The sequence below is a fragment of the Acinetobacter sp. genome (assembly GCF_045628685.1).
In the GTDB taxonomy this organism is placed as follows: domain Bacteria; phylum Pseudomonadota; class Gammaproteobacteria; order Pseudomonadales; family Moraxellaceae; genus Acinetobacter.
Window position 1 is genome coordinate 85,017 of sequence record NZ_JAZQPV010000054.1, and the last position, 23,364, is coordinate 108,380.

The 23,364-nt window shown below is 41.6% G+C and carries 19 protein-coding genes, 4 tRNA genes and 1 pseudogene; 14 read left to right on the top strand and 10 right to left on the bottom strand.

Translation table 11 applies throughout. The annotated features are described in order from the left end of the window. Positions 1-2 precede the first annotated feature (2 nt). Positions 3-1,175 (bottom strand): acyl-CoA dehydrogenase family protein, encoded by a 1,173-nt coding sequence (locus ACKI4H_RS07555; protein WP_407304841.1) that lies wholly within the window; start codon positions 1,173-1,175, stop codon positions 3-5. A gap of 185 nt (positions 1,176-1,360) precedes the next feature. Here ACKI4H_RS07555 and ACKI4H_RS07560 point away from each other — a divergent pair, with 185 nt between their 5' ends. From ACKI4H_RS07560 to ACKI4H_RS07580, 5 genes are all read left to right on the top strand, one after another. Next, the gene (locus ACKI4H_RS07560; protein ID WP_407304842.1) at positions 1,361-1,618 is read left to right on the top strand and encodes a succinate dehydrogenase assembly factor 2; all 258 of its coding nucleotides are present in this window, start codon (positions 1,361-1,363) and stop codon (positions 1,616-1,618) included. Then, a complete protein-coding gene (locus ACKI4H_RS07565) occupies positions 1,611-1,997 on the top strand; it encodes a hypothetical protein (RefSeq protein WP_407304844.1) in 387 nt (128 codons plus the stop codon). Before ACKI4H_RS07560 ends, ACKI4H_RS07565 begins: the two co-directional genes overlap by 8 nt. A gap of 517 nt (positions 1,998-2,514) precedes the next feature. After that, complete coding sequence (locus ACKI4H_RS07570) at positions 2,515-3,567, top strand: hypothetical protein (protein WP_407304845.1); 1,053 nt, start codon at positions 2,515-2,517, stop codon at positions 3,565-3,567. Between the two features lie 88 nt (positions 3,568-3,655). Beyond that, positions 3,656-4,231, top strand: a complete 576-nt coding sequence (gene rrtA / locus ACKI4H_RS07575) for a rhombosortase (RefSeq protein WP_407304846.1) — start codon at positions 3,656-3,658, stop codon at positions 4,229-4,231. A gap of 180 nt (positions 4,232-4,411) precedes the next feature. Then, the gene (locus ACKI4H_RS07580) at positions 4,412-6,694 is read left to right on the top strand and encodes a TRAP transporter large permease subunit (protein WP_407304847.1); all 2,283 of its coding nucleotides are present in this window, start codon (positions 4,412-4,414) and stop codon (positions 6,692-6,694) included. 60 nt (positions 6,695-6,754) lie between these two features. Here ACKI4H_RS07580 and ACKI4H_RS07585 read toward each other — a convergent pair whose 3' ends face one another. The 5 genes from ACKI4H_RS07585 to rnr form a co-directional block, all read right to left on the bottom strand. Beyond that, entirely contained in the window at positions 6,755-7,630 is an 876-nt protein-coding gene (locus tag ACKI4H_RS07585) for a DMT family transporter (RefSeq protein WP_407304849.1), read from the bottom strand. A gap of 56 nt (positions 7,631-7,686) precedes the next feature. After that, positions 7,687-8,118: a hypothetical protein gene (locus ACKI4H_RS07590; RefSeq protein ID WP_407304851.1), complete on the bottom strand. Its 432-nt coding sequence runs from the start codon at positions 8,116-8,118 to the stop codon at positions 7,687-7,689. 16 nt (positions 8,119-8,134) lie between these two features. Further along, positions 8,135-8,344, bottom strand: a complete 210-nt coding sequence (locus ACKI4H_RS07595) for a YheV family putative zinc ribbon protein (protein ID WP_407304867.1) — start codon at positions 8,342-8,344, stop codon at positions 8,135-8,137. A gap of 41 nt (positions 8,345-8,385) precedes the next feature. Continuing rightward, entirely contained in the window at positions 8,386-10,440 is a 2,055-nt protein-coding gene (locus ACKI4H_RS07600) for a M3 family metallopeptidase (RefSeq protein ID WP_407304868.1), read from the bottom strand. A 137-nt stretch (positions 10,441-10,577) separates the two neighbouring features. Beyond that, on the bottom strand, positions 10,578-13,004 hold the full coding sequence (gene rnr, locus ACKI4H_RS07605) for a ribonuclease R (protein WP_407304852.1): 2,427 nt from the start codon (positions 13,002-13,004) through the stop codon (positions 10,578-10,580). 267 nt (positions 13,005-13,271) lie between these two features. Between rnr and ACKI4H_RS07610 the strand changes: the two genes are divergently transcribed. From ACKI4H_RS07610 to ACKI4H_RS07625, 4 genes are all read left to right on the top strand, one after another. Then, positions 13,272-13,363: transfer RNA gene (locus ACKI4H_RS07610), tRNA-Ser, on the top strand. Positions 13,364-13,378: 15 nt separating this feature from the next. After that, a tRNA-Arg gene (locus ACKI4H_RS07615) sits at positions 13,379-13,455 on the top strand. A 57-nt stretch (positions 13,456-13,512) separates the two neighbouring features. Beyond that, positions 13,513-13,589 (top strand) — tRNA-Arg (locus ACKI4H_RS07620). Between the two features lie 605 nt (positions 13,590-14,194). Continuing rightward, positions 14,195-14,271: transfer RNA gene (locus ACKI4H_RS07625), tRNA-Arg, on the top strand. A 105-nt stretch (positions 14,272-14,376) separates the two neighbouring features. Here the strand turns inward: ACKI4H_RS07625 and ACKI4H_RS07630 are convergent. Continuing rightward, a complete protein-coding gene (locus ACKI4H_RS07630; protein WP_407304853.1) occupies positions 14,377-15,681 on the bottom strand; it encodes an SRPBCC family protein in 1,305 nt (434 codons plus the stop codon). 165 nt (positions 15,682-15,846) lie between these two features. Here ACKI4H_RS07630 and ACKI4H_RS07635 point away from each other — a divergent pair, with 165 nt between their 5' ends. Further along, the gene (locus ACKI4H_RS07635) at positions 15,847-16,344 is read left to right on the top strand and encodes a hypothetical protein (RefSeq protein WP_407304854.1); all 498 of its coding nucleotides are present in this window, start codon (positions 15,847-15,849) and stop codon (positions 16,342-16,344) included. A gap of 39 nt (positions 16,345-16,383) precedes the next feature. Then, positions 16,384-17,025 (top strand): fumarylacetoacetate hydrolase family protein, encoded by a 642-nt coding sequence (locus tag ACKI4H_RS07640; protein WP_407304855.1) that lies wholly within the window; start codon positions 16,384-16,386, stop codon positions 17,023-17,025. Between the two features lie 195 nt (positions 17,026-17,220). On the opposite strand, the gene ACKI4H_RS07645 is transcribed toward ACKI4H_RS07640, so the two are convergent. After that, positions 17,221-18,468 carry a YhjD/YihY/BrkB family envelope integrity protein gene (locus ACKI4H_RS07645; protein ID WP_407304856.1) on the bottom strand — a complete coding sequence of 416 codons (1,248 nt, stop codon included), beginning with the start codon at positions 18,466-18,468 and terminating at the stop codon, positions 17,221-17,223. A 114-nt stretch (positions 18,469-18,582) separates the two neighbouring features. On the opposite strand from ACKI4H_RS07645, the gene wrbA reads away from it, so the two are divergent. Further along, on the top strand, positions 18,583-19,182 hold the full coding sequence (wrbA, locus tag ACKI4H_RS07650) for an NAD(P)H:quinone oxidoreductase (protein WP_407304857.1): 600 nt from the start codon (positions 18,583-18,585) through the stop codon (positions 19,180-19,182). 140 nt (positions 19,183-19,322) lie between these two features. On the opposite strand, the gene ACKI4H_RS07655 is transcribed toward wrbA, so the two are convergent. Then, a complete protein-coding gene (locus ACKI4H_RS07655; protein ID WP_407304858.1) occupies positions 19,323-19,682 on the bottom strand; it encodes a hypothetical protein in 360 nt (119 codons plus the stop codon). A 501-nt stretch (positions 19,683-20,183) separates the two neighbouring features. Next, positions 20,184-20,571, bottom strand: a pseudogene (locus tag ACKI4H_RS07660) (KGG domain-containing protein); the annotation flags it as partial. A 1,045-nt stretch (positions 20,572-21,616) separates the two neighbouring features. Between ACKI4H_RS07660 and ACKI4H_RS07665 the strand changes: the two are divergent. Further along, a complete protein-coding gene (locus tag ACKI4H_RS07665; RefSeq protein ID WP_407304859.1) occupies positions 21,617-21,994 on the top strand; it encodes a hypothetical protein in 378 nt (125 codons plus the stop codon). After that, positions 21,988-23,193, top strand: coding sequence for a CsgG/HfaB family protein (locus tag ACKI4H_RS07670; protein WP_407304861.1), 1,206 nt, complete (start codon positions 21,988-21,990; stop codon positions 23,191-23,193). Before ACKI4H_RS07665 ends, ACKI4H_RS07670 begins: the two co-directional genes overlap by 7 nt. The last annotated feature ends 171 nt before the right edge of the window (positions 23,194-23,364 follow it).

Here is a 23,364-nt window from a genome sequence, read left to right on the forward strand (position 1 = left end):
ATTTAGAGGGAACGGGAAATTAACTCTTTCATAATCTCATTGGTACCTGCATAAATCCGATTTGCCCGGTTATCGATATAAGCCCGTGCAATCGGGTATTCCATCATGTAACCATAACCACCATGCAATTGAAGACATTCATCGACTACTTCAGAGAACATCTCTGAGATTTTGTATTTCGCAGCCGCCGCAGCATCAATGCCAAGTTTTCCTTCAAGCTGTAATTCCATGCAGCGGTCTAAATAGGCACGGCAGAAATCAATTTCGGTACGTAATTCAGCAAGCTTAAAACGGGTGTTTTGAAAAGCGCTGATCGGTTTGCCAAATGCTTGGCGCTGTTTGGTATATTGCACAGTATGAGCGAAAGCGGCTTCTGCGCCCGCTTGGCAGATAATGGCAACCAACATGCGTTCCCAGGCCAACTCTTTCATCAGCATCATAAAGCCCATGCCTTGCATGCCCAGCAAATTTTCTTTGGGTACGCGGACATTATCGAAGAACAATTCACAGGTATCTTGGCCCTTCATACCAATTTTATTTAAAGGTTTGCCTTTGCTAAAACCTGCTTGATCCGCTTCAACAATGAGTAAGGATAAATTGGCAGAACCTTTATCTTCCCTGCCCGTTTTGCAGACCACAATGACCATATCGCATAAATAGCCATTGGTAATAAAGATTTTTGAGCCATTAATGACATAGTCATCACCTTCCAACACAGCAGTTGTCCGTACTGCTTGCAGGTCTGATCCTGTGCCGGGTTCAGTCATGGCAATGGCTGTAACGACTTCACCAGTTGCCATTTTAGGTAACCATTTTAATTTCTGGCTTTCATTGCCAAAATTATTTAAGTAGTTAGCAACAATATCCGAGTGCAGGGAAAAGCCTGTGGAGGAATCCATGGCATAAGCCTGTTCCTCAATCAAAATCATGCTGTAAAGACGGTCAACGCCTGAACCACCATATTCTTCTGGCATGGTAGCGCAGAGCAGTCCCATTGCACCGGCTTTGTTCCATAAATCACGGTCGACATGCTGTTGTTTCTCATATTTTTCTATATGAGGAACCACTTCTTTTTCATAAAACTTGCGTACGGTTTCTCGGAATGCCTCATGCTCTGCTGTGAATAGATTACGCGCTAACATATTGGCGATTGGTCGGATTGCAGCTGATTGCATTTTTATTCTGTCCATTTTTAGAGTCATGATGGTTAGAAAGTAAAAGATCTATCAACATGCGGCAATGTGCTGAATGCTCAAATATAGCAAGTAAATGATGAATTTGGTCAATTGCAGGAAATGGCTCGAAACTTGCGGTACTGATAGGGTAAACTAGCAAAAATTTGACATTGTTGGGGAATGCAGTGAGTGAAGAGATGAGCTTGGAAGAACGCAAAGTAATTTATCGTGCCCGTCGTGGTTTAAAAGAAATTGATGTGTACTTTGATCCCTACGTAAAAAATTATTATTTAAATGCTGAGGCTGCAGAAAAAGAAGTGTTTGCAGAGTTAGTGGCACAAGAAGATCCAGATTTACTGGATTGGTTTATGGAAGTGTCTGAACCGCCACGTCCAGAAATGAAAGATCTGATTGTTAAATTGAAACATTACATCCATGGCTAATCGATCTTTTCAACTGAAACGCAGCCGTTTGGCCTTCGTGTTTCAGTTGAGCATTTTTACCCTGCTGATTGTGCTTTTGCAGCAACTCTTGTCGCCATGGCTGTGGTTGATTGTAGTTCTGTTGGGCGTGATTGCCTATGTTTATGGTTTGAAAGTACCTCAACCGATGTGTTTTGAGCATCTGGATGCCCGAGAATGGTCACTTTCAAGTACAAAATCCTCGTCCATCAAACGTGTTTCTATCAGTCATATTATTGATCATAAACTTTATATTGTGGTTTATTTCCAGCATTTTCAGGAAAAACCGTTACTGATTTGGATCGATCAACTGCCACTACAACAATGGAAAGCATTAAAAAAATTGGCGAAATTAATCTAATTGTTAGACAATTTTAGCTTTTGTAATGTTAATAAAATTTTAATAATCAATAGTATAGGTATTTTTAACTCATCTTTGTAAGACAACTTAAGTATAAAATGATGAAATATTTCAATTGTCAGACAATGTGCCCCCTTAATTGTTTACGCTAAATGTACATTAAATTCACCAACAGCAAATGAGGAAATCATGATGGTGATTCCAACTTGGATGTTTCTGGTAGTAGCAACTGTTTTGGCAATTGTTATTGGACGACTAGGAACCGTGCTGAAGGATCAATTTGCACAACATGAAAGCCGTTAGGCTTTTACCCCTTAATAAGTAGCATGTGCCGAACCGTCGCAATGCTACTTTTTTTTGCCCAAAAAATATAACTTCATTCTATCCAGTCAATTTTCTAAACCTCATTTCATGGCAAAGTAGCTGATCTGATTAGAGTAAATACTCTTTTATTCGGATTTCGCATCTGATATGTTTAGTTGCTATGGACATAAACACAATTATAGAGGACAGGAAAATGTCAAGAGTCCAAAAAATATGCCAGGGTATGGCAGTTATTGCAGTTGCAAGTTCTTTATTATCAGGGTGTTCCCAAGTAGTTAAAACGGGGGCAAATGTTGCACTGGGTTTTAGTGAGAAACATATTGTACCGCCTATTTTGGCAATGGATGATGCTGATATGGCGTGTAATTCCGGGAATGCATTAACTCCAGCCATTATGTCAACCAAGGATATGGGCGCAGATCCAACCCGTATTGCAGTTCTTTTATATGCTTCATCGGGAATTTGTGCGGAAAATCAGGCACTCGAATCAGAGTTGCGTTATTTGCGTGCTTCTAAAGCGGGGCAAGTTTCAGAAGCCCAAGATGCCCGTATAAAACAAAAACGATGGTCGGCGATTGCTGCACAGCGTCAATATACAGGTTATCAGCTTTTGGAAAATCGTTGGGAAGCAAAATATAACAAGAAACTGGGCGAAGGCTGCCCGAAAATGAAGAGTGATCTGGATCAAACCGTTTATTTGATGGGGATGATTAGTGGTTTGCAAGCCATGACCAATGACATTAATTCTGGCGGCGCAATCAATGTGCCAAAAGATATTGCGGCAGTGGTTGAACGTGGCATGACCTGTTTAGACAATGCCAAATTCTGGGGTGCACCAAATGCAGCACGTGCTGTGATTTGGACGCTATTGCCGGGTGCTGGAGATGGCAAACCTGATCCTTACCAAACTCTAAAAGAATCAGTGCAATTGGGCGAACAAAAAGGGGTGCGCCTGTCACATGCCTTGTATGCCGTGGCTGCGCAAGCCAGTGGTGATGATGGCAAAATTCGTGACGCACTAAAAACATTTGCTGCTTCACGGTCAGAAGAAAAACCTGTGAATCCCCAATTTAAGCTGGTTGATAGCATGGCAGAAAATATGGTGCAGAGCATTTCAGACCGCTATTGGACGGAACATACCGGTATCCGTACGAGCGATGAGGGTATGCAGCGTTTCTGGGATGATAAAGAGGATACTGCAGAACTAGATGATTTATTTAATGAAGAGGTTACTGCGCAATCCTAAGTTGAGCTTAGTTAAAAAAGGATTTTAATTGGTCTAATTGGATGATTTTAATCTTTGATAAGTCATTTTCTAAGTAGAGGGCATGTCAATGAAAGACCAATTTCTCACACGGAAAATTGTTTTTATTGCAATAGTGGTGTCATTTTCGGCATGCCTTCAAGTTTTTGCAGACACCTTTATTTATTGGCAAGCAGGCTTATTTAAAGAGTTTTGGCGTATCTGGACCGGGCATTGGGTACATGTCGGATGGATTCATTATGTACTGAACATGCTGGCTTTTGCCTGTTTGCCTTTCATTTTTCCCCGGGTTAAAGTCTGGCATTTTGTTGCTTTGCTTGTTTTGCTTTCCTTATTTATTAGCCTTTGTTTTTACTATTTTTTTCCTGATATTGAAGCCTATGCAGGATTATCAGGAGTCTTGCACGGCGCTTATGTCGCGATTGCCTGTGTACACTTGCTCTATAAGAAAGAACGTAATTTTGCAGCATTTGTCTTGTTTATTATTCTGGCTAAATTGATTTGGGAAAATACCATTGGCAGTGTAGGAACGGCTGAACTGATTGGCAGTCCGGTATTGGTTGAGGCCCATTTATTAGGAGTCATTGGTGGGGTCATTATCGCAATGATTTATATTTTATGGGATTATTTTTTTGAAGATGAATGAGATTGACATTTAAAACCTAAAAGAAAATACATATTGTCATTATCATTAATACAGAATTGATGCAGATTTGTTTATAACAATAAAGATATTGAATAGAGAAAGGATATTTTCTATTCGAAAAAAGGAAAATTGGTATTGCTGAACCCGTTGCAATGACCAAAATAAAAAATAGGAATGCACATGCAAAATGATGAAAATAACAGATCAGGATTAGGTCTGTTACGTTATATATGGACAGAGTGGATCTCGACTTTTGTCGTTCTCGTTTTACTTTTGCTGACTTTGGTTATTGGTACCGGTGAAATGATTCATGGGCAGCTGTTACGTATGGGTGAACGTCTGTATGGCGATCCGGCTACCGGGATGCAATATTCATTTCTACGTGCTGAGCCGAGTTCACCCACATGTGAACGCAATATCAATGTCGATAATAAAGTCCAACAACAGATGAAGGCCGATGCAGCCGATGAGTATGCTGATTTTTTCGGCGTACGCTCAGAAGCTGATGTTCGTTCCGCGATATTACAAGCGCAACAGGTTTGTGAAGAGTCTTATCAGTTTTATGATAAAGCGGTTGCCCATACTCAGGCTCATCCGAGTATTCGCGCATATCGTACATTTGAAACGTCTTTCTTTGGTATATTCAAGTTTGGTACTGAAAACCGTGCCCTGTTACTGGTCATCATGGTGGTATTCGCAGCGATCAGTGCAACGCTGAAAACCCATCATATCGGTTTGCGTAGTCCTGCAACACGTATCGACTTTAAGGTCTATTCGATAGCAATGCTGATTGGTAATGCTTTTCTGGCATTCTCGTCTTATAGCCAATATATGTCGATGCTGAATTCTGGCGTCCCGATCGGAGACATGAAGTATATTTACTGGCTGTGGATGATTCTGTTCAGTACGCTGACCTTGATCAGCCTGTATCAAATATTCAGACAGCCCGAGCCGACACAGGAGGGTGGTAGCTTTGGAATGGCCTTTCTGAGTGTGCCGCTCTATGGTTATATGGCCATCATTACCGGGATTAATTTTACCTTCTTGATGGATTACCCTATGGGCCAAGGGATTTACCTCGGTCAGTTGGTAGAATTTTCGAGCATTTTCCTGAACCTGGCATTGTTTATCTGGGCCGGTATGTTGCTGAAACAGACCCGTGTCGTGGATATGTTCCTGAATATCCTGCGTCCATGGAATCTGGCACCTGAAACCTTGACCTGGTTGATCTTGGTGGCAGCTGCATTGCCAACCGCCTATACCGGAGCATCGGGGATTTTCGTGATCGCAGCAGGTGCGATTATCTATAAAGAAGTCTGGAATGCGGGTGGGCGCCGTCAGTTTGCATTGGCAGCAACAGCAATGTCCGGTTCTCTGGGTGTGGTGTTGCGTCCATGTCTATTGATTGTCGTGGTTGCTTCTCTGAATAAGGAAGTCACGACCGACTTGCTGTATCAGTATGGTGTGTATGTATTTCTAATCACTTCAACGTTATTTCTGGTCATTTCGCTGTTCCTGGCCGAGACTAAATTCCGTATTGCGGCACCTGGTGTGGCGGCGCCTCAATCTGCCCGTGCTTTGGTTGCCATTGTTCCTTATGTGGTGATTTTTATTCTGATCTGGTTGTTCTACAAATATGCATTGTCGACCGATTTGAATGAATTTACTGCACCTGTGATGATGCCGGTCATTCTGTTGCTGGTTGTGCTTTTTGACAAGTTACGCCATGAGCCTGCACCTTTACCACCGGTGGGACATTGGGATGAAACCCTGACTGCCCAACTCAATTCGAGAGCGATGCCTGAACTGGCGACTGTCGGTACTGTCACGAATGCCGAATACCGTGAAGCAGAGCATCGTGATCAGCAGAGCAAAGAATTGTCAGTAGACCATGGAGTAAAGCATTCTACTTATGGAGAAAGTTTACGGAATGTCGGATTCTGGAAATCGCTGCATATTTCTACCAGTGAAACGGTGGGGCATATTGGTGCCCTGGTGATCTTGATGGCACTTTCTGTCAGCGTGGGTGGTTTACTGGAGCGTATGCAAGTCATGGAGGCTTTCCCGACGGATATCAGCAGCACTATTCTGGTGATTACTTTGATTGTCGGGCTGATGGTCTTCGTGGGCATGATTATGGACCCATTTGGCGCAGTCATTCTGATTTCTGCTACGGTGGCTCCAGTGGCCTATCAATACGGCATTCATCCGGTACATTTCTGGATGATTACCCTGATTGGTTTTGAGCTTGGTTATGTCACACCGCCTGTAGCGCTAAACCATCTTCTGGCCCGGCAGTCTATCGGAGATGCCGAGGTAGCCGAAGCTGATGCAGAAGTTCGTCATCTATCCTTCTACTATCGTTATGAACGCTGGATTTTACCAGTGATCGTGATGCTACCTGCCATGTTGATCATCGCTTATATTCCTTATGTGTTTAAGCTGTTCGGCTGGTATCAATAATTTTTAACCAATAAGGAAAAAGCACCTTCGGGTGCTTTTTTGATGGCAGGTTGTTTTTGCTTATTGTACCGAGCGTTTTTGTACTAAAGGGCTACATAGCACAATCGCTGTAAGAATCAGTACAAAGCCCATCAAACTATATTGATCAGGGGTTTCTCGCCAAAACATGAAACCCCAAATGCCGGCAAATATAATCGCTATATAATTCACCGGCCCAATCTGTCCTGCAGGTGCAAGTTTATAGGCATTCGACATGAAAATTTGACTGATATTCGCCAATAAGCCGGCACAAATCAGGAAACCCAGTTCAGTCCATGAGTAGGGTCGCCATAGCCAAAACATCGGAATCATGGAAATAAGTGTGCCGATCAAGCAGAAATAGAACACGATTTTTTCAGGCGACTCGGTACTGGTCAGTGCTCGAACGGTGACAAATGCCATGGCAGCCAAAAAGCTTGCACCCAACCCAATCACCGACATTTGATTAAACATGCCTGCATCCGGCTTGGCGACAAATATCACGCCGATTAAACCAATCGCTGCAGCAAGAAACATGGAATTAGTAATTTTTTCTTTGAGGAATAGCCAGGCAATCAGCGGAATAAAAATTGGGGAAGAGTAGGTGAAAACCATGGCATTGGAAAGCTTTAAATGTGCAATGGCATAGAAGAAGCCATACATTGCAATCAGTCCAATAACTGCACGCCAAGTATGCATCCAGATTTTTTCAGTTTTAAAAAATCCTGTCCCTTGTTTAAGAATGAAGGGTAAGAAAATGAATAAGCCAACAAAATTTCGGAAAAAGACAATGGTGGGATTGTCGACTGTATGCGATGCATAACGAATGCATACGCCCATCAGGGAAAACAGAAAAGCAGAGCAGGTGAGTAAAGCAAGCGCTTTAAATAAGTTGCAATTGTTTGTAGCTATAGGCATGAAAAAAATCAGCTAGAATATTTGCTGATATTTTAGCTGAATCTCTCATTCTAAAATTATTGTTTTTGAGCCAATTGGGCTTCAAGTAATTTAATCTGCTCTTCTTTGAGGGCAACTAAATCGTCGGCATCTGCATGTTGTGCTTTCAACATGGCTTCCTGATCCTTCAATTGCATTTGAATATCTTTCAGTTTGACCACTTCTTCTTTGGCTAAGGATTGATTCTCTGGAACAGCTGCCTTCAGAATTTGTTCATCGACCAATTGAATGGTTTTTTCATCTGTCGCAACTTCGGGTTCAGCTAGTTTTGCTTCAGCAGAAACTACAGGCTTTGCCGGCGTATTTAAGCTTGCTGCTTCATGTTCAGGAAGTATTTCGTTTGAGGTTGCAAAAAACCATTGATATGCCAAAAAAAGCACAATGATTGAAACCATTCCCCCCGTAATGCCCAATAAAATTTTTGGACTATTTCTTTGATCTAACGTCATGTGTTGAACCTGTTTTTTATTTTGGCTGACGAGGTTTGAATTGAATGACGCCAATCTCATCCGGCACTTCCGGCATTTGTGGTTCATCAATATGTGTCGGGCGGTTTTCTGTATAACCGCACTCGACACATTCAATCCATTCATCTTCACCGGAGCTAAGCATGACCACTCTATCTAGCGCTTCACATTTAGGACATTTTGCACCTGCAATGAAACGACGTTTAATAGCCATCATACTTACCTTCTGATCAATCTAAGATGCCTAGTTTAAGCGTTTTTAGAGGGGTTCGTCCAACCTTGATGACGTAATAAAGCATCTATTTTAGGCTCGCGTCCACGGAAATTGATAAACGCATCAAGTGCTGTGTCTTTTCCGCCAACTGCTAGAATAAATTCACGAAATTCTTTTCCGGTCTGAACATTAAACACGCCTTCTTTTTCGAAACGATCGAAAGCATCACTGGCCAAAACTTCTGCCCATTTATACGAGTAATAACCTGCTGCATAGCCACCGGCAAAAATATGGCTAAAACTATGCTGGAAACGGTTATAACTTGGCGTTGGTGCGACCGCATATTTTTGACGAATATCATCTAAAGTGGCTTGGACTTGTTCTGCATTTAAAGCTGAACTGTGCTTGTGAATCGACAAGTCAAACAAGGCAAATTCGATCTGACGCAAGGTTTGCATACCCGACTGGAAGAAACGGGCATCCAGTAACGCTTTGAGCAAATCTTGAGGAAGGGGCTGTTTAGTCTCGATATGTTCACTGAGCAGATCCAGACTTTCGGTATCCCAAGTCCAGAATTCCATAAACTGGCTTGGAAGCTCGACCGCATCCCAGTCTACACCGTGGGTTCCTGCTACAGCAATATGGTCAACTTCTGTCAGCATGTGATGCAAGCCATGACCAAATTCATGGAATAAAGTATTCACTTCATCATGAGTAAGCAGGGCAGGTTGATCACCGACCGCAGGAGTGAAGTTACACACCATGTAGCAGATCGGTTTTTGTAAACCTTCTTTGGTTTGCATGCGTGAACGGAAGCCACTCATCCATGCACCACCGCGTTTGCCACTGCGAGCGTACAGGTCAAAGTAAAAACCGCCTACCACCGTGCCTTGATCTTCCAGTTCAAAATAGCGTACATCGGGATGCCAAACAGGTGCTTCACGTTCCACAATATTGATGCCGTAAAGACGATTCACAATACTGAACAGGCCTTGAAGAATTTTTGGTGCCGGGAAATAGGGTTTTAATGATTCCTGGGATAAATTGAATTTCTGAACTTTAAGCTTTTCAGCATAGTAACCCGTATCCCAAGCCTGTAAATCTTGAATACCATCTTCAGATGCGATGGCCTTGAGTTCGGCAATTTCTTTAGTTGCAGGTGCACGTGCATGTTCGGCCAAGTCGACCAGAAATTTATCGACAGTTTCAACGTCAGGTGCCATTTTACTGGCCAGTGAAAGCTCAGCATAGTTTTTAAAACCTAGCAGCTGTGCCATTTCATGACGCAAGCTTAAGATTTCTTCGATGACTTTAGTATTGTCAAACTCTGTATGTTCAGACTGGTCCGATGCACGGGTGGTGTAGGCTTTATATAGCTCTTCACGTAAGCCACGGTCATCTGCATAAGTCATAATGGCAAGATAAGACGGAATATCTAAAGTGGCCACTGCCTGTTCAAGTTCGCGTTGCTGACCATACTGCTTTAATAGCTCGACGCTGCTTTGCGGTAAGCCTTTAAGTTGCTTTTCAGTGAGTGGCTTAAAATAAGCTTGGGTCGCATCAAGCACATGATTTGAGAAGTCAGATGAAAGCTGAGATAAGCGTGCAGAAATTTCTGCATAACGTGTTTTGGCTTCGCCTTCTAAAGCGACCCCAGAAAGTTTAAAGTCACGCAGTGCCAGTTTAATCGCACTCTGGTGTGCTGCAGGTAGAGTATTAAACACGGATGCATCATGCACCTGTTGATAAGTTTGATATAACACCGTGTGCTGACCCAGTTGGGTATAGTATTCGCTTAAAGCCGGAAGAAGGGATTGATAGAGCTCGCGGGTTTCTGCATTGTTCATCACTGCATTCAGGTGTGACAGCACTCCCCAAGATTCGCTCATATTATTTTCGAGGGTATCGACTTGATCCAATACGGCCTGTTGTGCCTGAACACCTGCAGGAACTTCGGTTAAATCATTTAGAAAGTTTTGTCCTTGTTGAATGGCTTGTTCAATCTGTTGTTTTAAATCTGCAAGTTGAATTTGATCAAATTGTGGAACAGGCAAAGTCGCCTTTTCTAAAGTCATTTCTATACGCCATATCATTTATAAACTTAATAATAGATGTAGGGCTTAGGTATAAGGAAATCAAGGTCTAGGTTTATTTTAAGTCGGTAAATAGCTATGAATATCACTGATCAATAAAAAGGCCCTACCGAAGTAGGGCTTAATTTTTAAAATTAATCTATTTTAGGTTTTGCATTGGCCTTTTTCTTTTTAAGCTTAGACTTTTTCTTCACTTTGTCTTTCTCTTTGGCTTTTAGGTCTGATTTAGCCGCAGGCTTTTTATCTGACTTTTTAGCAAAAGCATCTGACTTGGTTTTTGGCTTTTTCTTGCGAATCGGCTGTTCACCATCTTCACTGACGACAGCTTTAGCACGAGGCTTATACACCTCTTCTTGCACTGTCGTTTTGGCAACACGCGGTGCTCGGCTACGAATCACACGACCTGCATGGGTCATTTGCTGCAACAGTTCAAAGTCAATCTTGCGATCTTCCAGATTCACACCTGCCACTTTAATTTTGACTTCATCGCCCAGACTAAAGGTCTGACCCCGGCTTTGACCGACCAGACTTTGGCTGGCTTGATCATAAACAAAGAAGTCATCACCCAGTTGGCTGACGTGAATCATGCCATCGACATAGAGGTCTTTAAGGGTGACGAATAAACCAAATTCAGCGACTGCACTGATGATGCCCACGAATTCTTCACCTAAATGCTGCTGCATATAGTGACATTTCAACCAGGTGGTCACTGAACGGGATGCTTCATCTGCACGGCGTTCAGTTTGAGAGAAATGTTCGCCCGCATCATCTAAAGCGGCACCTGAAAGTGCAAAAGGCTTCTGTTTCAAATGGGCTTTGATGGCACGGTGCAACAACAAGTCAGGGTAACGACGAATGGGTGAGGTGAAGTGTGTATAGGCATCATACGCCAAACCAAAATGCCCGGCGTTGTTTGCGCCGTAATAGGCCTGCATCATTGAGCGTAACAACACGGCATGAATACTTGGCGCGTCAATACGGTCTTTGGTCGCATCAATCACCGCTTGGTAATCTTTTTGTGTCGGCTGTTCAGGGAATGGCAAGCCGAGTAATTTCACATACTCACGAACTTTCTGGATACGTGAAAATTCAGGGGGCTCATGCACACGGTACAACATTGGAATGTCGTTTTCTAATGCATATTCTGCTGCTGCAACGTTGGCCAGCAACATACATTCTTCAATCAGCTTATGCGCTTCATTACGTGAACGTGGCAAAATTTCATTAATTCCGCCCAACTCATCAAACGTCATATAGGTTTCGACGGTTTCGAATTCCATCGCATGGCGCTGTGAACGTAAACCTTTGAGAATCTGATAAAGCTGGAACAGGGTATTCAATGACTTGTGCACATTGCGGTCATCGGGAATCGCATCGCTGTCACCATCAAAATATTTCGCAACCTGAGTATAGGTTAGACGTGCTTTTGAATGCATGACCGATGGATAGAACTGGAAGCCAGTGACTTTACCCGCGCGAGACAAGGTCAAATCACACACCATACATAGACGGTCTACGTGTGGATTGAGCGAGCACAGACCATTGGAAAGTGCTTCAGGCAACATCGGCAAAACATAGTGCGGGAAATACACCGAGGTACCACGTTCTTTTGCTTCCTCATCCAGCGGATGATCATTACGCACATAATGACTGACGTCCGCAATCGCTACCACCACGCGGTAACCACCACCTGGACGTTTCTCTGCATATACGGCATCGTCAAAGTCGCGCGCATCTTCACCATCAATGGTTACTAAGGCTAAATCACGCAAATCGATACGACCCTGGAGATCCTGTTCGTTGGGTTCCTTAAAGCTTTCTGCTTCACGAACCACTTCTTCCGGAAACTCATACGGTAAACCAAACTCTAAAATAGTTTGCGGAATAATGATTTCAGTGTCGGCCTTGTCCGCCATCGATTGTACGATGTGACCTGTAGGTAACTCTTCACGGGTCGGGTAGTCATCAATGGCAACACGAACAGAATCACCGACTTTGACTTGAGCATGCTCAATCAGTTCTTTTTCTAAGGTAATCGGCTGATGTGCATTTGGGTTTGCGGGCTGAATAAAGTATTCGCCGTCATAAACCGCAACTTTGCCAATAATCTGTTTTACACGATGCTGTACAACTTCAGTAATAAAACCCCAAGGTTTACCCTTGCGGTCCACAGAAGTCTGACGAACTTTAACGCGGTCACCATTAAAGACCAAACGCAGTTCACGTTCAGGCAATAAAATATCATCATGACCGGAAATGTTTGCCGTACCTAAACCTTTAGAGTTGATGTATACGGTTGCTTCATGAATCGGCTGGCTGGTTGCGAGCACGAACTTAAATCCATCCTTCATCAACTGACCATCGCGTACCATGGCACTTAAACGATGGCTGAGTGCTTCTATGCTTCTTTCATCTGCAAGATTAAAGTGTTCCACTAAATCTGCATGAGATTGTGGTGCTTGTAATTTTTCAATCGTTTCTGAAATGAGAATACGGCTTGGAATAGGATTGTCATAACGTTCGGCTTCAGCCTTGGCTTCAGGATCGACCCAATTTTTCATAATGTCTTTGGCTTCATGTCAGAAGATAGGATTAGCATAAGTCATGCAGCATGATACTGCACGAAAATGATTGCAATATTGTGTTTTCAATTCTGATTTTACAGGGAAGTGGTACATTTCACACGAGCAACGGTCGAAAAAGCGGGGAAAGGGGCGCAATAAAGCCGGAAATCGTTTAAAAAATAGATGATTGATTAAAAATATCGGAATTTTTTGAAATGTGACTTGAAGAAGTAGAGTTTAGTTTGTATTATGGCGGCTCGTTACGGTGAGGTGGCCGAGTGGCTGAAGGTACTCCCCTGCTAAGGGAGCGTGGGTCTTAAAGCCCACCGAGGGTTCGAATCCCTCTCTCACCGCCACGAATAACTTGAAATGCGCTCATAGCTCAGCTGGATAGAGCACTTGGCTACGAACTAAGGGGTCGGGAGTTCGAATCTCTCTGAGCGCACCAATCAAGTTAAATGTGGTAGTTTTTTATAGTAACGATGTCGAAAGACAACTCAAGTACGCGCTCATAGCTCAGCTGGATAGAGCACTTGGCTACGAACTAAGGGGTCGGGAGTTCGAATCTCTCTGAGCGCACCAACTTGAACACATCGACAGATGTAAAATTGGAAGAAACCGCACATGTTGCGGTTTTTTTGCGTCTGAAATTTATAGCATATAAATAAATTGATTGATAAAAATAAGCTGCAGGTTGCAGAATAAATAAAATCAAGTGCTCGGGTAGAGGAATTAAAAAAGCTCAAAACCTCAGGAGAGGGAGATCGTAAAGTTTATGACAGTGCTCATAGGGCACAGACGTTTTTAAACATGATCTGGTGGAGAAACTTTGTATGATGACTTTTCCTATTATATTGGGTGCAGATAAACGTTTATTTTTCAGGGATCAACTGCCACGGCTTTTGAATGAAAGGAGTCACCTCAAGTGGGAGTGTGTTCACTTATTAAAATCGGGGCAGGAAAAGTAAAACGGGCACGTTGGGCTAATATGAATCACGTAATTCTTTTGATCAGCAGGATTACTTACAGACTGTAGATATAGTGTGGCAGGACTAAATTAACTTTTTCGTTTAAAAAATAGATGAAAAATCAATTTTCGTCCAATAACTGTCCACTTGATTATGGATTTGTTAAAAAGCACTTAACAGAGAGTTAAAAACGCGTATAATGCAGCACATCAAGACGTCGCGCTCATAGCTCAGCTGGATAGAGCACTTGGCTACGAACTAAGGGGTCGGGAGTTCGAATCTCTCTGGGCGCACCAGCTTGATCACATCGACAGATGTAAAAATGGAAGAAACCGCTTAATTGCGGTTTTTTTGTGCTTGAACTTTTTTATAGAATTAAAATAATTAAAAATATTAAAGCATTATTTCATCTTCTGCTTAATCTTTAATGCCAATACGGTATTGCCACCCAAGGCAGGCAACATGTCGTGATAAGGCATACTGCGTATTGCCCGAAGCAGGAATGGCGCTTTGTCGTGAATTTTCATGGCGCTGGTGACATTTAAAAGCGTACCGTTGCCTTGAGGAATTAGCTGCATTCCACCTTTGACAAATTTTAAATCACCGCCGACAGCCTGAAATTCATTTTCTAAGCTGTTGGGGTAATCAAAACGCAGTTTAAAATCGAATGGAATATTAATCACGCCCAAGCCGACTGAAATTTTATAATCAGCATCAAAGGTATTGAGATCAATTTTTTTAATGTCGATGTCTTTAATTTGGCGTGGAAAAAGTTCCTGATAGGCAGGAGCACTAAGCCAATGCTGTAACTGTTGCGGACTTTTGGCAAAATATTGATAACTACTACTAAAACGCAAGCTTTCCAGACCATGCTGATAAGGCACTTTATTGGAGGGCAAGATAAAGGAAACCGGTTCTTGGGATTGTTGACTCAGCGCTGCAATTTTTTGAACTTGGCTCGAGTTCAAATGGGTTTCAGGTAACTCTCCGGCTTTTAATGTTTGATAGGTAGGCGTTTTAAAATGCTGTTGCAAGGCTTCGAGTAAAAAAGCATTGGTGCCCGAGGGAATGCCGAGTTTGGCCTCTGGAATGGCATTCAAAATGGTACTGAATAAAAAGCCTTTGGGCTGATTTAAATCGCCCCATTGGGTAATGGTAATTAAAGTTTTATTAGCGCCTAGGTCAAACCATTCAATTTTGCCCGCGCCATAAGGAATGGGCGCATCCAGCACAAGGGTGGAAATGCTATTGGCAGTTAAATGATGCTGCATGACTACATTTTCTTTAAAGTTTAAGATGGGAATAGGAGTGGGAATATGCACCTGATATTTCATCTGGGTAATGCTACCTTGTTGCTCCAGGAGCTTTGCAGATTTCAATACCGGAAATAGTCCATTGTAGCCGCTGTAGTTACTTAAAAGTCTGGCCACATTTTGGCTGTTGGTGGGTACAACCACCGCACCGGTATAAAACTTGCCTGTCGTATTTTGCGGATTTTTGAAGGTCGGTAAGCTAATGGATTGTGCAGGATGGGCATAAATCAAAATACGGTTTGCAGTTAAGTCTGCCAGTGGCTGAGCCTTGCCTTGAAATGCACTTAAGCTGCTGGGAATTTGTTCTTTCCAAGGAATGATTTTTGCCGAAACTGGCATCGCAATCAGGCAGCATAGAATCAACAGGCTGCATCTGTGGTTATTGTTTTGCATATTACATCCTGTTTATGCTTTTTATGAAGGTGTGCTGATGTTTTAATCAATTTCCTCGCAATTGTGAAGCAAACTTATGTAATTTAGGCCGGCAAAAACAATAAGGAAAAGCTCGAATCTGGTGTAATATCTAGCGCAATTGTTGTAATAATTTGATGATCAATTATGTCAGAGACCAAGCCGGCGCTAGCGCTACGTTATTCCTTAAACCTGGAAGAATCACAAGATGGTTTTGCCCTTGCGACTTTTGGTAAAAAGCAATTAACCCGTTTTATTACGCCTCTGGTGAGTGTCGGGATTATTGTCTGGGGTTTTTACCTCGGCTTTAATGGGGTGGGTCGCTATTATGTTGCGCTGGGTGCTTTCTTTTTAATCTTGCAATTGATTATGCGTTACTGGTTTTTACCGATGATGTTTAAACGTCAATTTGTAAAATACCAGTTTGGCAAAAGTGAACAGGGTATTGAATTATTTCAGGATTATGCAGAAATTTATGCCAATGGCCGTAAGCAAGTTTTTAACTATAACGAAGTGCAAAACTTTGCTGTAGGTAAATTAACCTACATGATTGAACTGAAAAATCGTACGGTCATTATTGTACCGAAACGTGCTTTTGAGCATGCTGCGGATCAAATCGTATTTGAAAATACATTCAAAAAGTAAGCCTTAAAATATTTAAAAGTGAAATAAAAAGGGAAGATCATGAGTACACGTCCATCTAAAATTGTCTGTGTCGGTCGTAGCTATGCAGACCATGCCAAAGAATTGGGAAATGCCATTCCTGATCGTCCGGTTTTATTTATCAAGCCGCCCAGCAGTCTGGCAAGTTTAGAGCAAGGCATTTCATGGAATCCGGCGTGGGGCAATTGCCACTATGAATGTGAACTCAGCTTGCGGATCGACCGTACTTTAAAAGCAGAAACTGACCCAGCCAAAGCTTTAGAAGCGGTGGGCGCGGTGACTTTAGGTCTGGACTTGACCCTGCGAGATTTACAAGATGACTTGAAAAAGAAAGGTCAGCCTTGGGAACGTGCCAAAGCCTATGATGGTTCGTGTGTGTTGGCGGACTGGGTCGAGCTTTCAGAAGTGAAAGACTGGAAAGATGTCCATTACACTTTGCATGTTAATGACGAGCTGCGTCAAAGCGGCGATACTGCGTTACTGATTTTTGATATTGCGACTTTACTTGCTGACATTAGCCAAGTCTTTACTTTAGAACCGGGTGATGTGGTGATGACCGGTACGCCAGCAGGTGTGGCGGCATTAAAAGCAAGGGATCAATTGACCATGACGTTACAAGGCCAAACCCAGGATTTTGTCTGGAAAACCTTTGTTCAGGCTTAAACTTTGACTGAATAGAAAGGGGCTGCTTTAGCCGTCCCTTTTTTATATATAAGGCTGCAAAATATTTTTTAGATTTTTCTCATCGTCTGAAATTTAAGTTTTATTAATATCCCTTCCTCTTTTAAGGAGGAAGGGTAAATATTTCTATCTTAGGTCAAATTTTTGAATAATTGGCGAAATGAGAGAAATAGAGTTTTATTTCTGTTCCAGAATTTTGGATAAGGGAATTGCCAGTTTTGCTGACAGGTAGTCATCTGTTTCAATCAATGCGGGTCCAAGTTTCTGCATCCATTCATCGTCAGTGTGAAGGTTGCCCATATCCTGACGGCGTGGCAGTGGATAGGGTAACTGAGTATAGAAACTCCAGAAATCAACTTGATCCAGATTGCGCGCTAAAACAAACTCGTCATTGTCAGTACGTTTGACCAGGTTTTGTTGCTCGAGCATCAGCACATAAGAAGGCCAGCGTCCAATTTCTTCACGTCCCAAAATACCCAAAGCTTCTTCATCAGAGACAGTTTCGCCTTTTAGCTGTTTTTTATAAAACAGCTCCAGTAAATCCAGCAGCATAATCACAGGATGGCGCTTCCGTTCTTTGCCTGAATAAAAAGCGGTTAGTGCATAACTGATTTCAACCCCCAATAAGACAATGTTCCAGGACAAGAAAATCCATAACAGGAAAATTGGCACGGCGGCAAAAGCCCCATAGACAATTTCATAACTGGTGAAATTGGTCATGATTATGCCAAACAGATTTTTTAATAATTCAAAAACCACCGCACTGAATGTACCTGCAATCAAAGCTGCCTTGACGGGAACACTACGGTTGGGAATGGTCCAATTTAAAATAAAAAAGCCCAGAATGGTCAGGGCAAAAGAAATACCCCAAAAAATAAACTCACCATCTAATTCATAACCAGCAAAATTATTGCTCAGCACATTTAAAGAGGCCACAGCAGATGAAATAACGAAGGCACTGCCCAATACAATTGGACCGAGGGAGATAATGGTCCAATAACGCATGAATCCAATAATACCGCCACGCGTTTCACGGACACGCCAAATCCGGTTAAATGCCGTCTCGATACTGGTCAGCATCATCACTGTGGTGATAAATAGAAATAAAATTCCGATGATGGTCAGATTGCTGGATTTATCGGTAAAGGCATTAAAGGCTTTATCAAAGGCAATCGTGGTTCTGGGTAAGAAATTACTATAAATCAGTTGTTGTAATTGTTGCCTTGCCGGCTCCAGTGCTTTAATGGAAGAAATGATGACCAGGAACACAGTCAGCATGGGCACTACTGCAAATAGCGTGGTATAGGTCAATGAACCGGCCTGTTCACGGCAATGATCGGCTTCAAAACGTCTTATGACAAATAAAACAAACTGAAACCAAGTCTTGTCATAAAAAGGGAGTTTTTTTAAATACTTTTCTAACATAGCTATAAAGTCTCAATTTTTTTAATCATCTTTATGAATTTTCATCATCAAGCTTAACCAAAAAATGGGAAAAATACCGTATAGTTTTCTTTTTTAGCTTTGTTAATAAAAATTATGCAGCCTTATGTCCTTGTTTTATATTACAGCAAATATGGTTCAACGAAAGAAATGGCCTATTTAATTGCTAACGGGATTGAATCTACAGGTATGGCTGTAAAAATCCGCACTGTTCCCAATTTATCGACAGTGGTCAAAGAAGCCGAACCAAGTATTCCTGCCGAAGGGGATATTTATTGTACTCTGGATGATTTGGCAAACTGTTCAGGTTTGGCTTTAGGCTCTCCAACCCGTTTTGGCAATATGGCATCTGAGATGAAATATTTTTGGGATCAGACCACAAGTCTCTGGCTGAATGGCGCTTTACATCAGAAACCAGCTTGTGTCTTTACTTCATCAGGTTCCATGCACGGTGGTCAGGAAAGTACCTTGCTCACTATGCTTCCACCCTTGTTCCACCATGGCATGATGATTATGGGGTTACCGAATGCCAATCCGGCCTTATCCAATACTAAATCGGGTGGTACGCCGTATGGTGCAAGCCATGTCAGTGGTCCGCGTCATGATTTAAGCCTAAGCCAAGATGAAAAAGTCTTGTGTGAAGAGCAGGGCAAACGCCTCGGTGATGTGGTTAATAAATTACATGCAAATTCATGATATTTAATGAGATTGATGCGGAGTATGTGAAAATAGTTGGCTCATCGAGGCAAAATTTTGAAGTTCTATACATGCAGAAAAAAGACCATTCATTGTAGAGTGGTCTTTTTAATGAAGTTAAAAATTTAAAAGTTGAGTCGTTATACTTTTTCTTTAAAACGATGATTGCACTTTAGGCATTTGTAATCCAAGAACACATTTTTATCGATAATTACACCGGCCTTTTTGCCAAAGATATTACCTAAAACACCTCCGGTAACTCCTACTGCAATTGCACCCACGAAAGTCCCGACCGTTCCACCAAAAATCACACCTAAGGGGCCGGCAATTGCGCCAATGGCTGCTCCAGTTGATGCACCAGTTGCAGCCCCTCCAACTGTTCCGGCTGTTGCGCCTGCAGAAGTAAGCAGGATTCCGCTTATGGTCTTGATGTTTTTCTCATGATCTCGTTTTTCAATTTCCGGAGATCCACATTTAGGACATTGCATAGATTTTTCCATCAACTATTTATCCTTGAGTTATCTTAAAATAAAGCCACTGGATGACTTTAGAAAGATAAGAGGTCGTTACAATTTACCATGACAGTATGTATTTTCTAATGCACTATGTCAGGAACATTTCATACCAACTTGATTCTAGCCGATTGAAAGTCATAGAAGTTTATTTTAGTTGTAAACATATATACTTCAATATTTAATTCATAATATTAAAAATAAAATATCAATTTTTCTTCTATCAAGACATTTTAAAGTATAAGATCGAAATTTTCACTTTGAGTAAATGACTTTTAAATTAAACTAAATTTAATAGGTATTTTGTTAATAAGGTTTATTGGTAATCATTGTATTTATTTAGTGGGCGAAGTGAATTTTAATTAAAAATAATTTTAATCATTAAAAAACTTACTCTCATTCAAATCAATATAATCAATTCAGAAAATTTTAATTTAAATAAGAGTAAGAATTTATTTATATACTAAAGAATACTTATCTTGAGACAAACCGTCCATATTCATCTCTTTTTCTATCATTGTTATTATTCTGACCTCGACCACTTGAACGACTGCGATCGTCATCATCATCACGGCTGCGGCCCCGACCACCTGAGCGGCCCCGATCATCATCATCACGACCGCGACCATCTGAATTATTATCATTTATATGGCTACGTGCACCCGCTCTACGCTTCTTCTGAAGTAAATTCATGCGCATTTCCACTTCTATGAGCAGCTTGACCTGCTGCCCGTGCTTCTTCCGACGAAAATTCATGAGCATGGCCACTTTCATGCGCGGCATGTCCACCCTTACTCGCTATTTCACGTTGCTTATCTGGATCCATACTTGCAAATCCACGATTTGAAGTATCATTTTCATTATCTTGAATAGCCATAGTGATATTTTCCTATTTTTATTTAGCTGAGTGTTTTGATTTAAATAAACCACCTAAGCATGATAGAAGGAGTAAATTTAAAAAGGAACACACAAGTTGTTTCTATTTTTGTTAATGTAAAAATAGTATTAAATTTTATTTATAATGGTCTGTAATTTAATAAATTAATAATTAAATTTTTTATATTTTTATTAACATTTTACTACCTGATTTTACTATAAGAAAATAAATATTAATTAATAAATTATAGAATTTAAATAAGTGATTTTTATTTTAATGATTTGACAAGAATGAAAGCATGTCAATTGTAGTATTAAAATATAAAGTTCTACTTTAAATAAAAAATATCAACTATTTAATTAAAGATAAACATCTAAGTTGTATCCTTGAAATTCAGTCCGAGACCCAGTCGTGAGTACCTGCAACCGTATCATTCCCCCCCTTAGAGGTTGCCCGCGTTAAAGATTAGACACGAGATAATTTTTAGCACGTAACCAAGGGCGACCTGGCTGTAAAATCTTTTGATCCCAGATCCACGACTTCAGCTTTCATTCCTTAGATACATCAGATTCCTAGGCCTTAAAACGGCTGCTGCCAAATCTCTACAGTTCGGTCCCAATTTCTTTGCAACAAATCTCAATGGTGATCGGTTAATTGTATTTTTAATAAATTGTGACATGGACCGGATTTAAACAGGCGGTTTAATAAAGTCAAATTTTACAGCTTCATAAAACTAAAGCACTGAGACAGTTTTAATTTTTCTGCATTAAAATTTTCATTCTTTTTAATATAAAAAATATATTAACTTAATTAAATAGTTTATGTGAATTTTAAAATTTAAATATTTTTATATAATGATTTCTTACAATTAAATAATAAATAATAAGTAAAAAAATTAACAATAAAAACAGATAGATGTTTTTTTCTTTGCAGGAGAGAAGTAGGTGAATGGTGATGAGTTTGGCATTTTATTTTTTTTATGTGATTTAATATTTATTAGATAAGTTAAACAATAAACATCCTGGATCCAAGGATATTAAAGATTATGAAAATATCAGTGATTAATGTTGGTTTATTTTGTTTATGTTTTCTGAGCCAGGCTTATGCAACCTCTGACGAATGGAGTCAGCGCTGGAAACCATCAATTAGCCGTTCTAATGAGAATTTAGTCCAAGCAAACCTGATTGAGCTCAAGGAGTCGGATTATTATTCCGGATTAGGAAAAACCACAGTACACAACACCTCAACAAGTTCTATCGGGACGGTGAATACCCCGACCAACAATATCAGCATCGATGGTTCCGGCAACACCGTAGACATTACCAGTGAACTGCTGAATGAGGCGCCGGTCAGTTCCAATACCAATCAGAATCAGCAGAAATGTCCTAACTTAAGCACCCAAAAGGGAGAGTCAGTATGCTGAATTTCCCATTAAATAGAAAAAAAATATCTTTTGTGGGCATCTCGATCATTTTTGGTCAGCTTCTGACAGGCTGTACCGGCTTGGCACCTTCCAACAGGAAGCCTGTCAAACTGGTGGAAGGTCCACCCATCACCGATATTTTTACTCCTTTTGACATGGCCCTGTCCTGCCTGAAAGGGCAATTACGGAGTGATGTCAGTTTCTCGGTGGGCGCAATTTTGGACCAGACCGGCAAAGATGTGGTGACCAATGGCGGTAGCGGAAAAATGGTTACCCAGGGTGCCGGGGATATGGTGCAGTCTGCCCTGTTTCAGGCGGGGGTCAGCTTAATGAACCGGCGTGATCCGCGCATTATCGAAAGTGAAGCCAAATGGGGGATTCGTGACCCCAAGCAGATTCAGGCCTCTGATTATTATGTCACCGGCAGCATTAACAGCCTGGATTTTATTCCGGGTGGCGGTTTTGACATGCAGATTGCAGGGGTCGGCCCGAATTACAGTCAAACCCGGATTATGGTCGGTTTGGACTTATCGCTGACCGATACGCGCAGCAGTAGGGTCGTTGGCAATGTTTCGCTGCAGAAACAAATTGCTGCACAGGATTACGGGATCGGTGCGGGCAGGTTTGCCGGACGTACATTACTCAATATTCAGATCGGGAAAGGAGAGCGGGAGGCCACCAATTTTGCCTTGCGGCAAATGCTGAATCTGGCAACTTTTGAATTGCTCAGCCAGGTCGTGCCACCGCCAGTATTTCAAAGCTGCCGGGCGGAAATACCGCCTGAGTTTGGTCAATTGAACTTAACCCGCAGTTCTGTTGCTCTGCATAAATACAAGAAAAGCCAGCAACAACAAAATACAGCATCCAACAGTTCGGCTCAAGAATCGACCTCGTCTCAGGCAGATTCATCGAATAAAAAAAACAAATCCACCAACACACCCAGTAAAGATACCAAGCCGCCCAAGAACAAAGAATCTGAGGTGATTCAAAATCCTGAAGCGGAGCCTGAAATGAGCAAGCAGGACCTGATTAAATATATCAGCAAGAACAAGCGTTCATCTTCGACAAGCAAAGTGAATGACAAAAAAGAGATTCAAGAAAAAGCTGACAAAGAAAAAGACGAGGAGAAGTCATCCAGCTTATGGGATGTCAATCCGGAAGTCGTAGAAAATTACTGGTCCAGCTCTCAACGAGATTAATGGGTCAGTAACGACGGGCTCGCTCCCTTGATTAAAAAGAAGTGCCGGGCGAGGGGTGCTTCAAAACTAGAAAAGGAAAAACAAAGATGAAAAACACGATCAAAACACTAGCTTTATCCGTCACCCTGCTCTCTGGTGCAGGTATGGCCTATGCTGCTGACGGTGATACAG

Excerpts from the sequence above, each read along its gene's own strand:
- rnr (WP_407304852.1), bottom strand. The coding sequence starts at position 13,004 with ATGAAAAATTGGGTCGATCCTGAAGCCAAGGCTGAAGCCGAACGTTAT.
- wrbA (WP_407304857.1), top strand. The coding sequence starts at position 18,583 with ATGCAGCCTTATGTCCTTGTTTTATATTACAGCAAATATGGTTCAACG.
- ACKI4H_RS07590 (WP_407304851.1), bottom strand. The coding sequence starts at position 8,118 with ATGACGTTAGATCAAAGAAATAGTCCAAAAATTTTATTGGGCATTACG.
- ACKI4H_RS07565 (WP_407304844.1), top strand. The coding sequence starts at position 1,611 with ATGGCTAATCGATCTTTTCAACTGAAACGCAGCCGTTTGGCCTTCGTG.
- ACKI4H_RS07665 (WP_407304859.1), top strand. The coding sequence starts at position 21,617 with ATGAAAATATCAGTGATTAATGTTGGTTTATTTTGTTTATGTTTTCTG.
- rrtA (WP_407304846.1), top strand. The coding sequence starts at position 3,656 with ATGAAAGACCAATTTCTCACACGGAAAATTGTTTTTATTGCAATAGTG.
- ACKI4H_RS07645 (WP_407304856.1), bottom strand. The coding sequence starts at position 18,468 with ATGTTAGAAAAGTATTTAAAAAAACTCCCTTTTTATGACAAGACTTGG.
- ACKI4H_RS07555 (WP_407304841.1), bottom strand. The coding sequence starts at position 1,175 with ATGCAATCAGCTGCAATCCGACCAATCGCCAATATGTTAGCGCGTAAT.
- ACKI4H_RS07585 (WP_407304849.1), bottom strand. The coding sequence starts at position 7,630 with ATGCCTATAGCTACAAACAATTGCAACTTATTTAAAGCGCTTGCTTTA.
- ACKI4H_RS07580 (WP_407304847.1), top strand. The coding sequence starts at position 4,412 with ATGCAAAATGATGAAAATAACAGATCAGGATTAGGTCTGTTACGTTAT.
- ACKI4H_RS07670 (WP_407304861.1), top strand. The coding sequence starts at position 21,988 with ATGCTGAATTTCCCATTAAATAGAAAAAAAATATCTTTTGTGGGCATC.
- ACKI4H_RS07655 (WP_407304858.1), bottom strand. The coding sequence starts at position 19,682 with ATGGAAAAATCTATGCAATGTCCTAAATGTGGATCTCCGGAAATTGAA.
- ACKI4H_RS07570 (WP_407304845.1), top strand. The coding sequence starts at position 2,515 with ATGTCAAGAGTCCAAAAAATATGCCAGGGTATGGCAGTTATTGCAGTT.
- ACKI4H_RS07630 (WP_407304853.1), bottom strand. The coding sequence starts at position 15,681 with ATGCAAAACAATAACCACAGATGCAGCCTGTTGATTCTATGCTGCCTG.
- ACKI4H_RS07640 (WP_407304855.1), top strand. The coding sequence starts at position 16,384 with ATGAGTACACGTCCATCTAAAATTGTCTGTGTCGGTCGTAGCTATGCA.
- ACKI4H_RS07635 (WP_407304854.1), top strand. The coding sequence starts at position 15,847 with ATGTCAGAGACCAAGCCGGCGCTAGCGCTACGTTATTCCTTAAACCTG.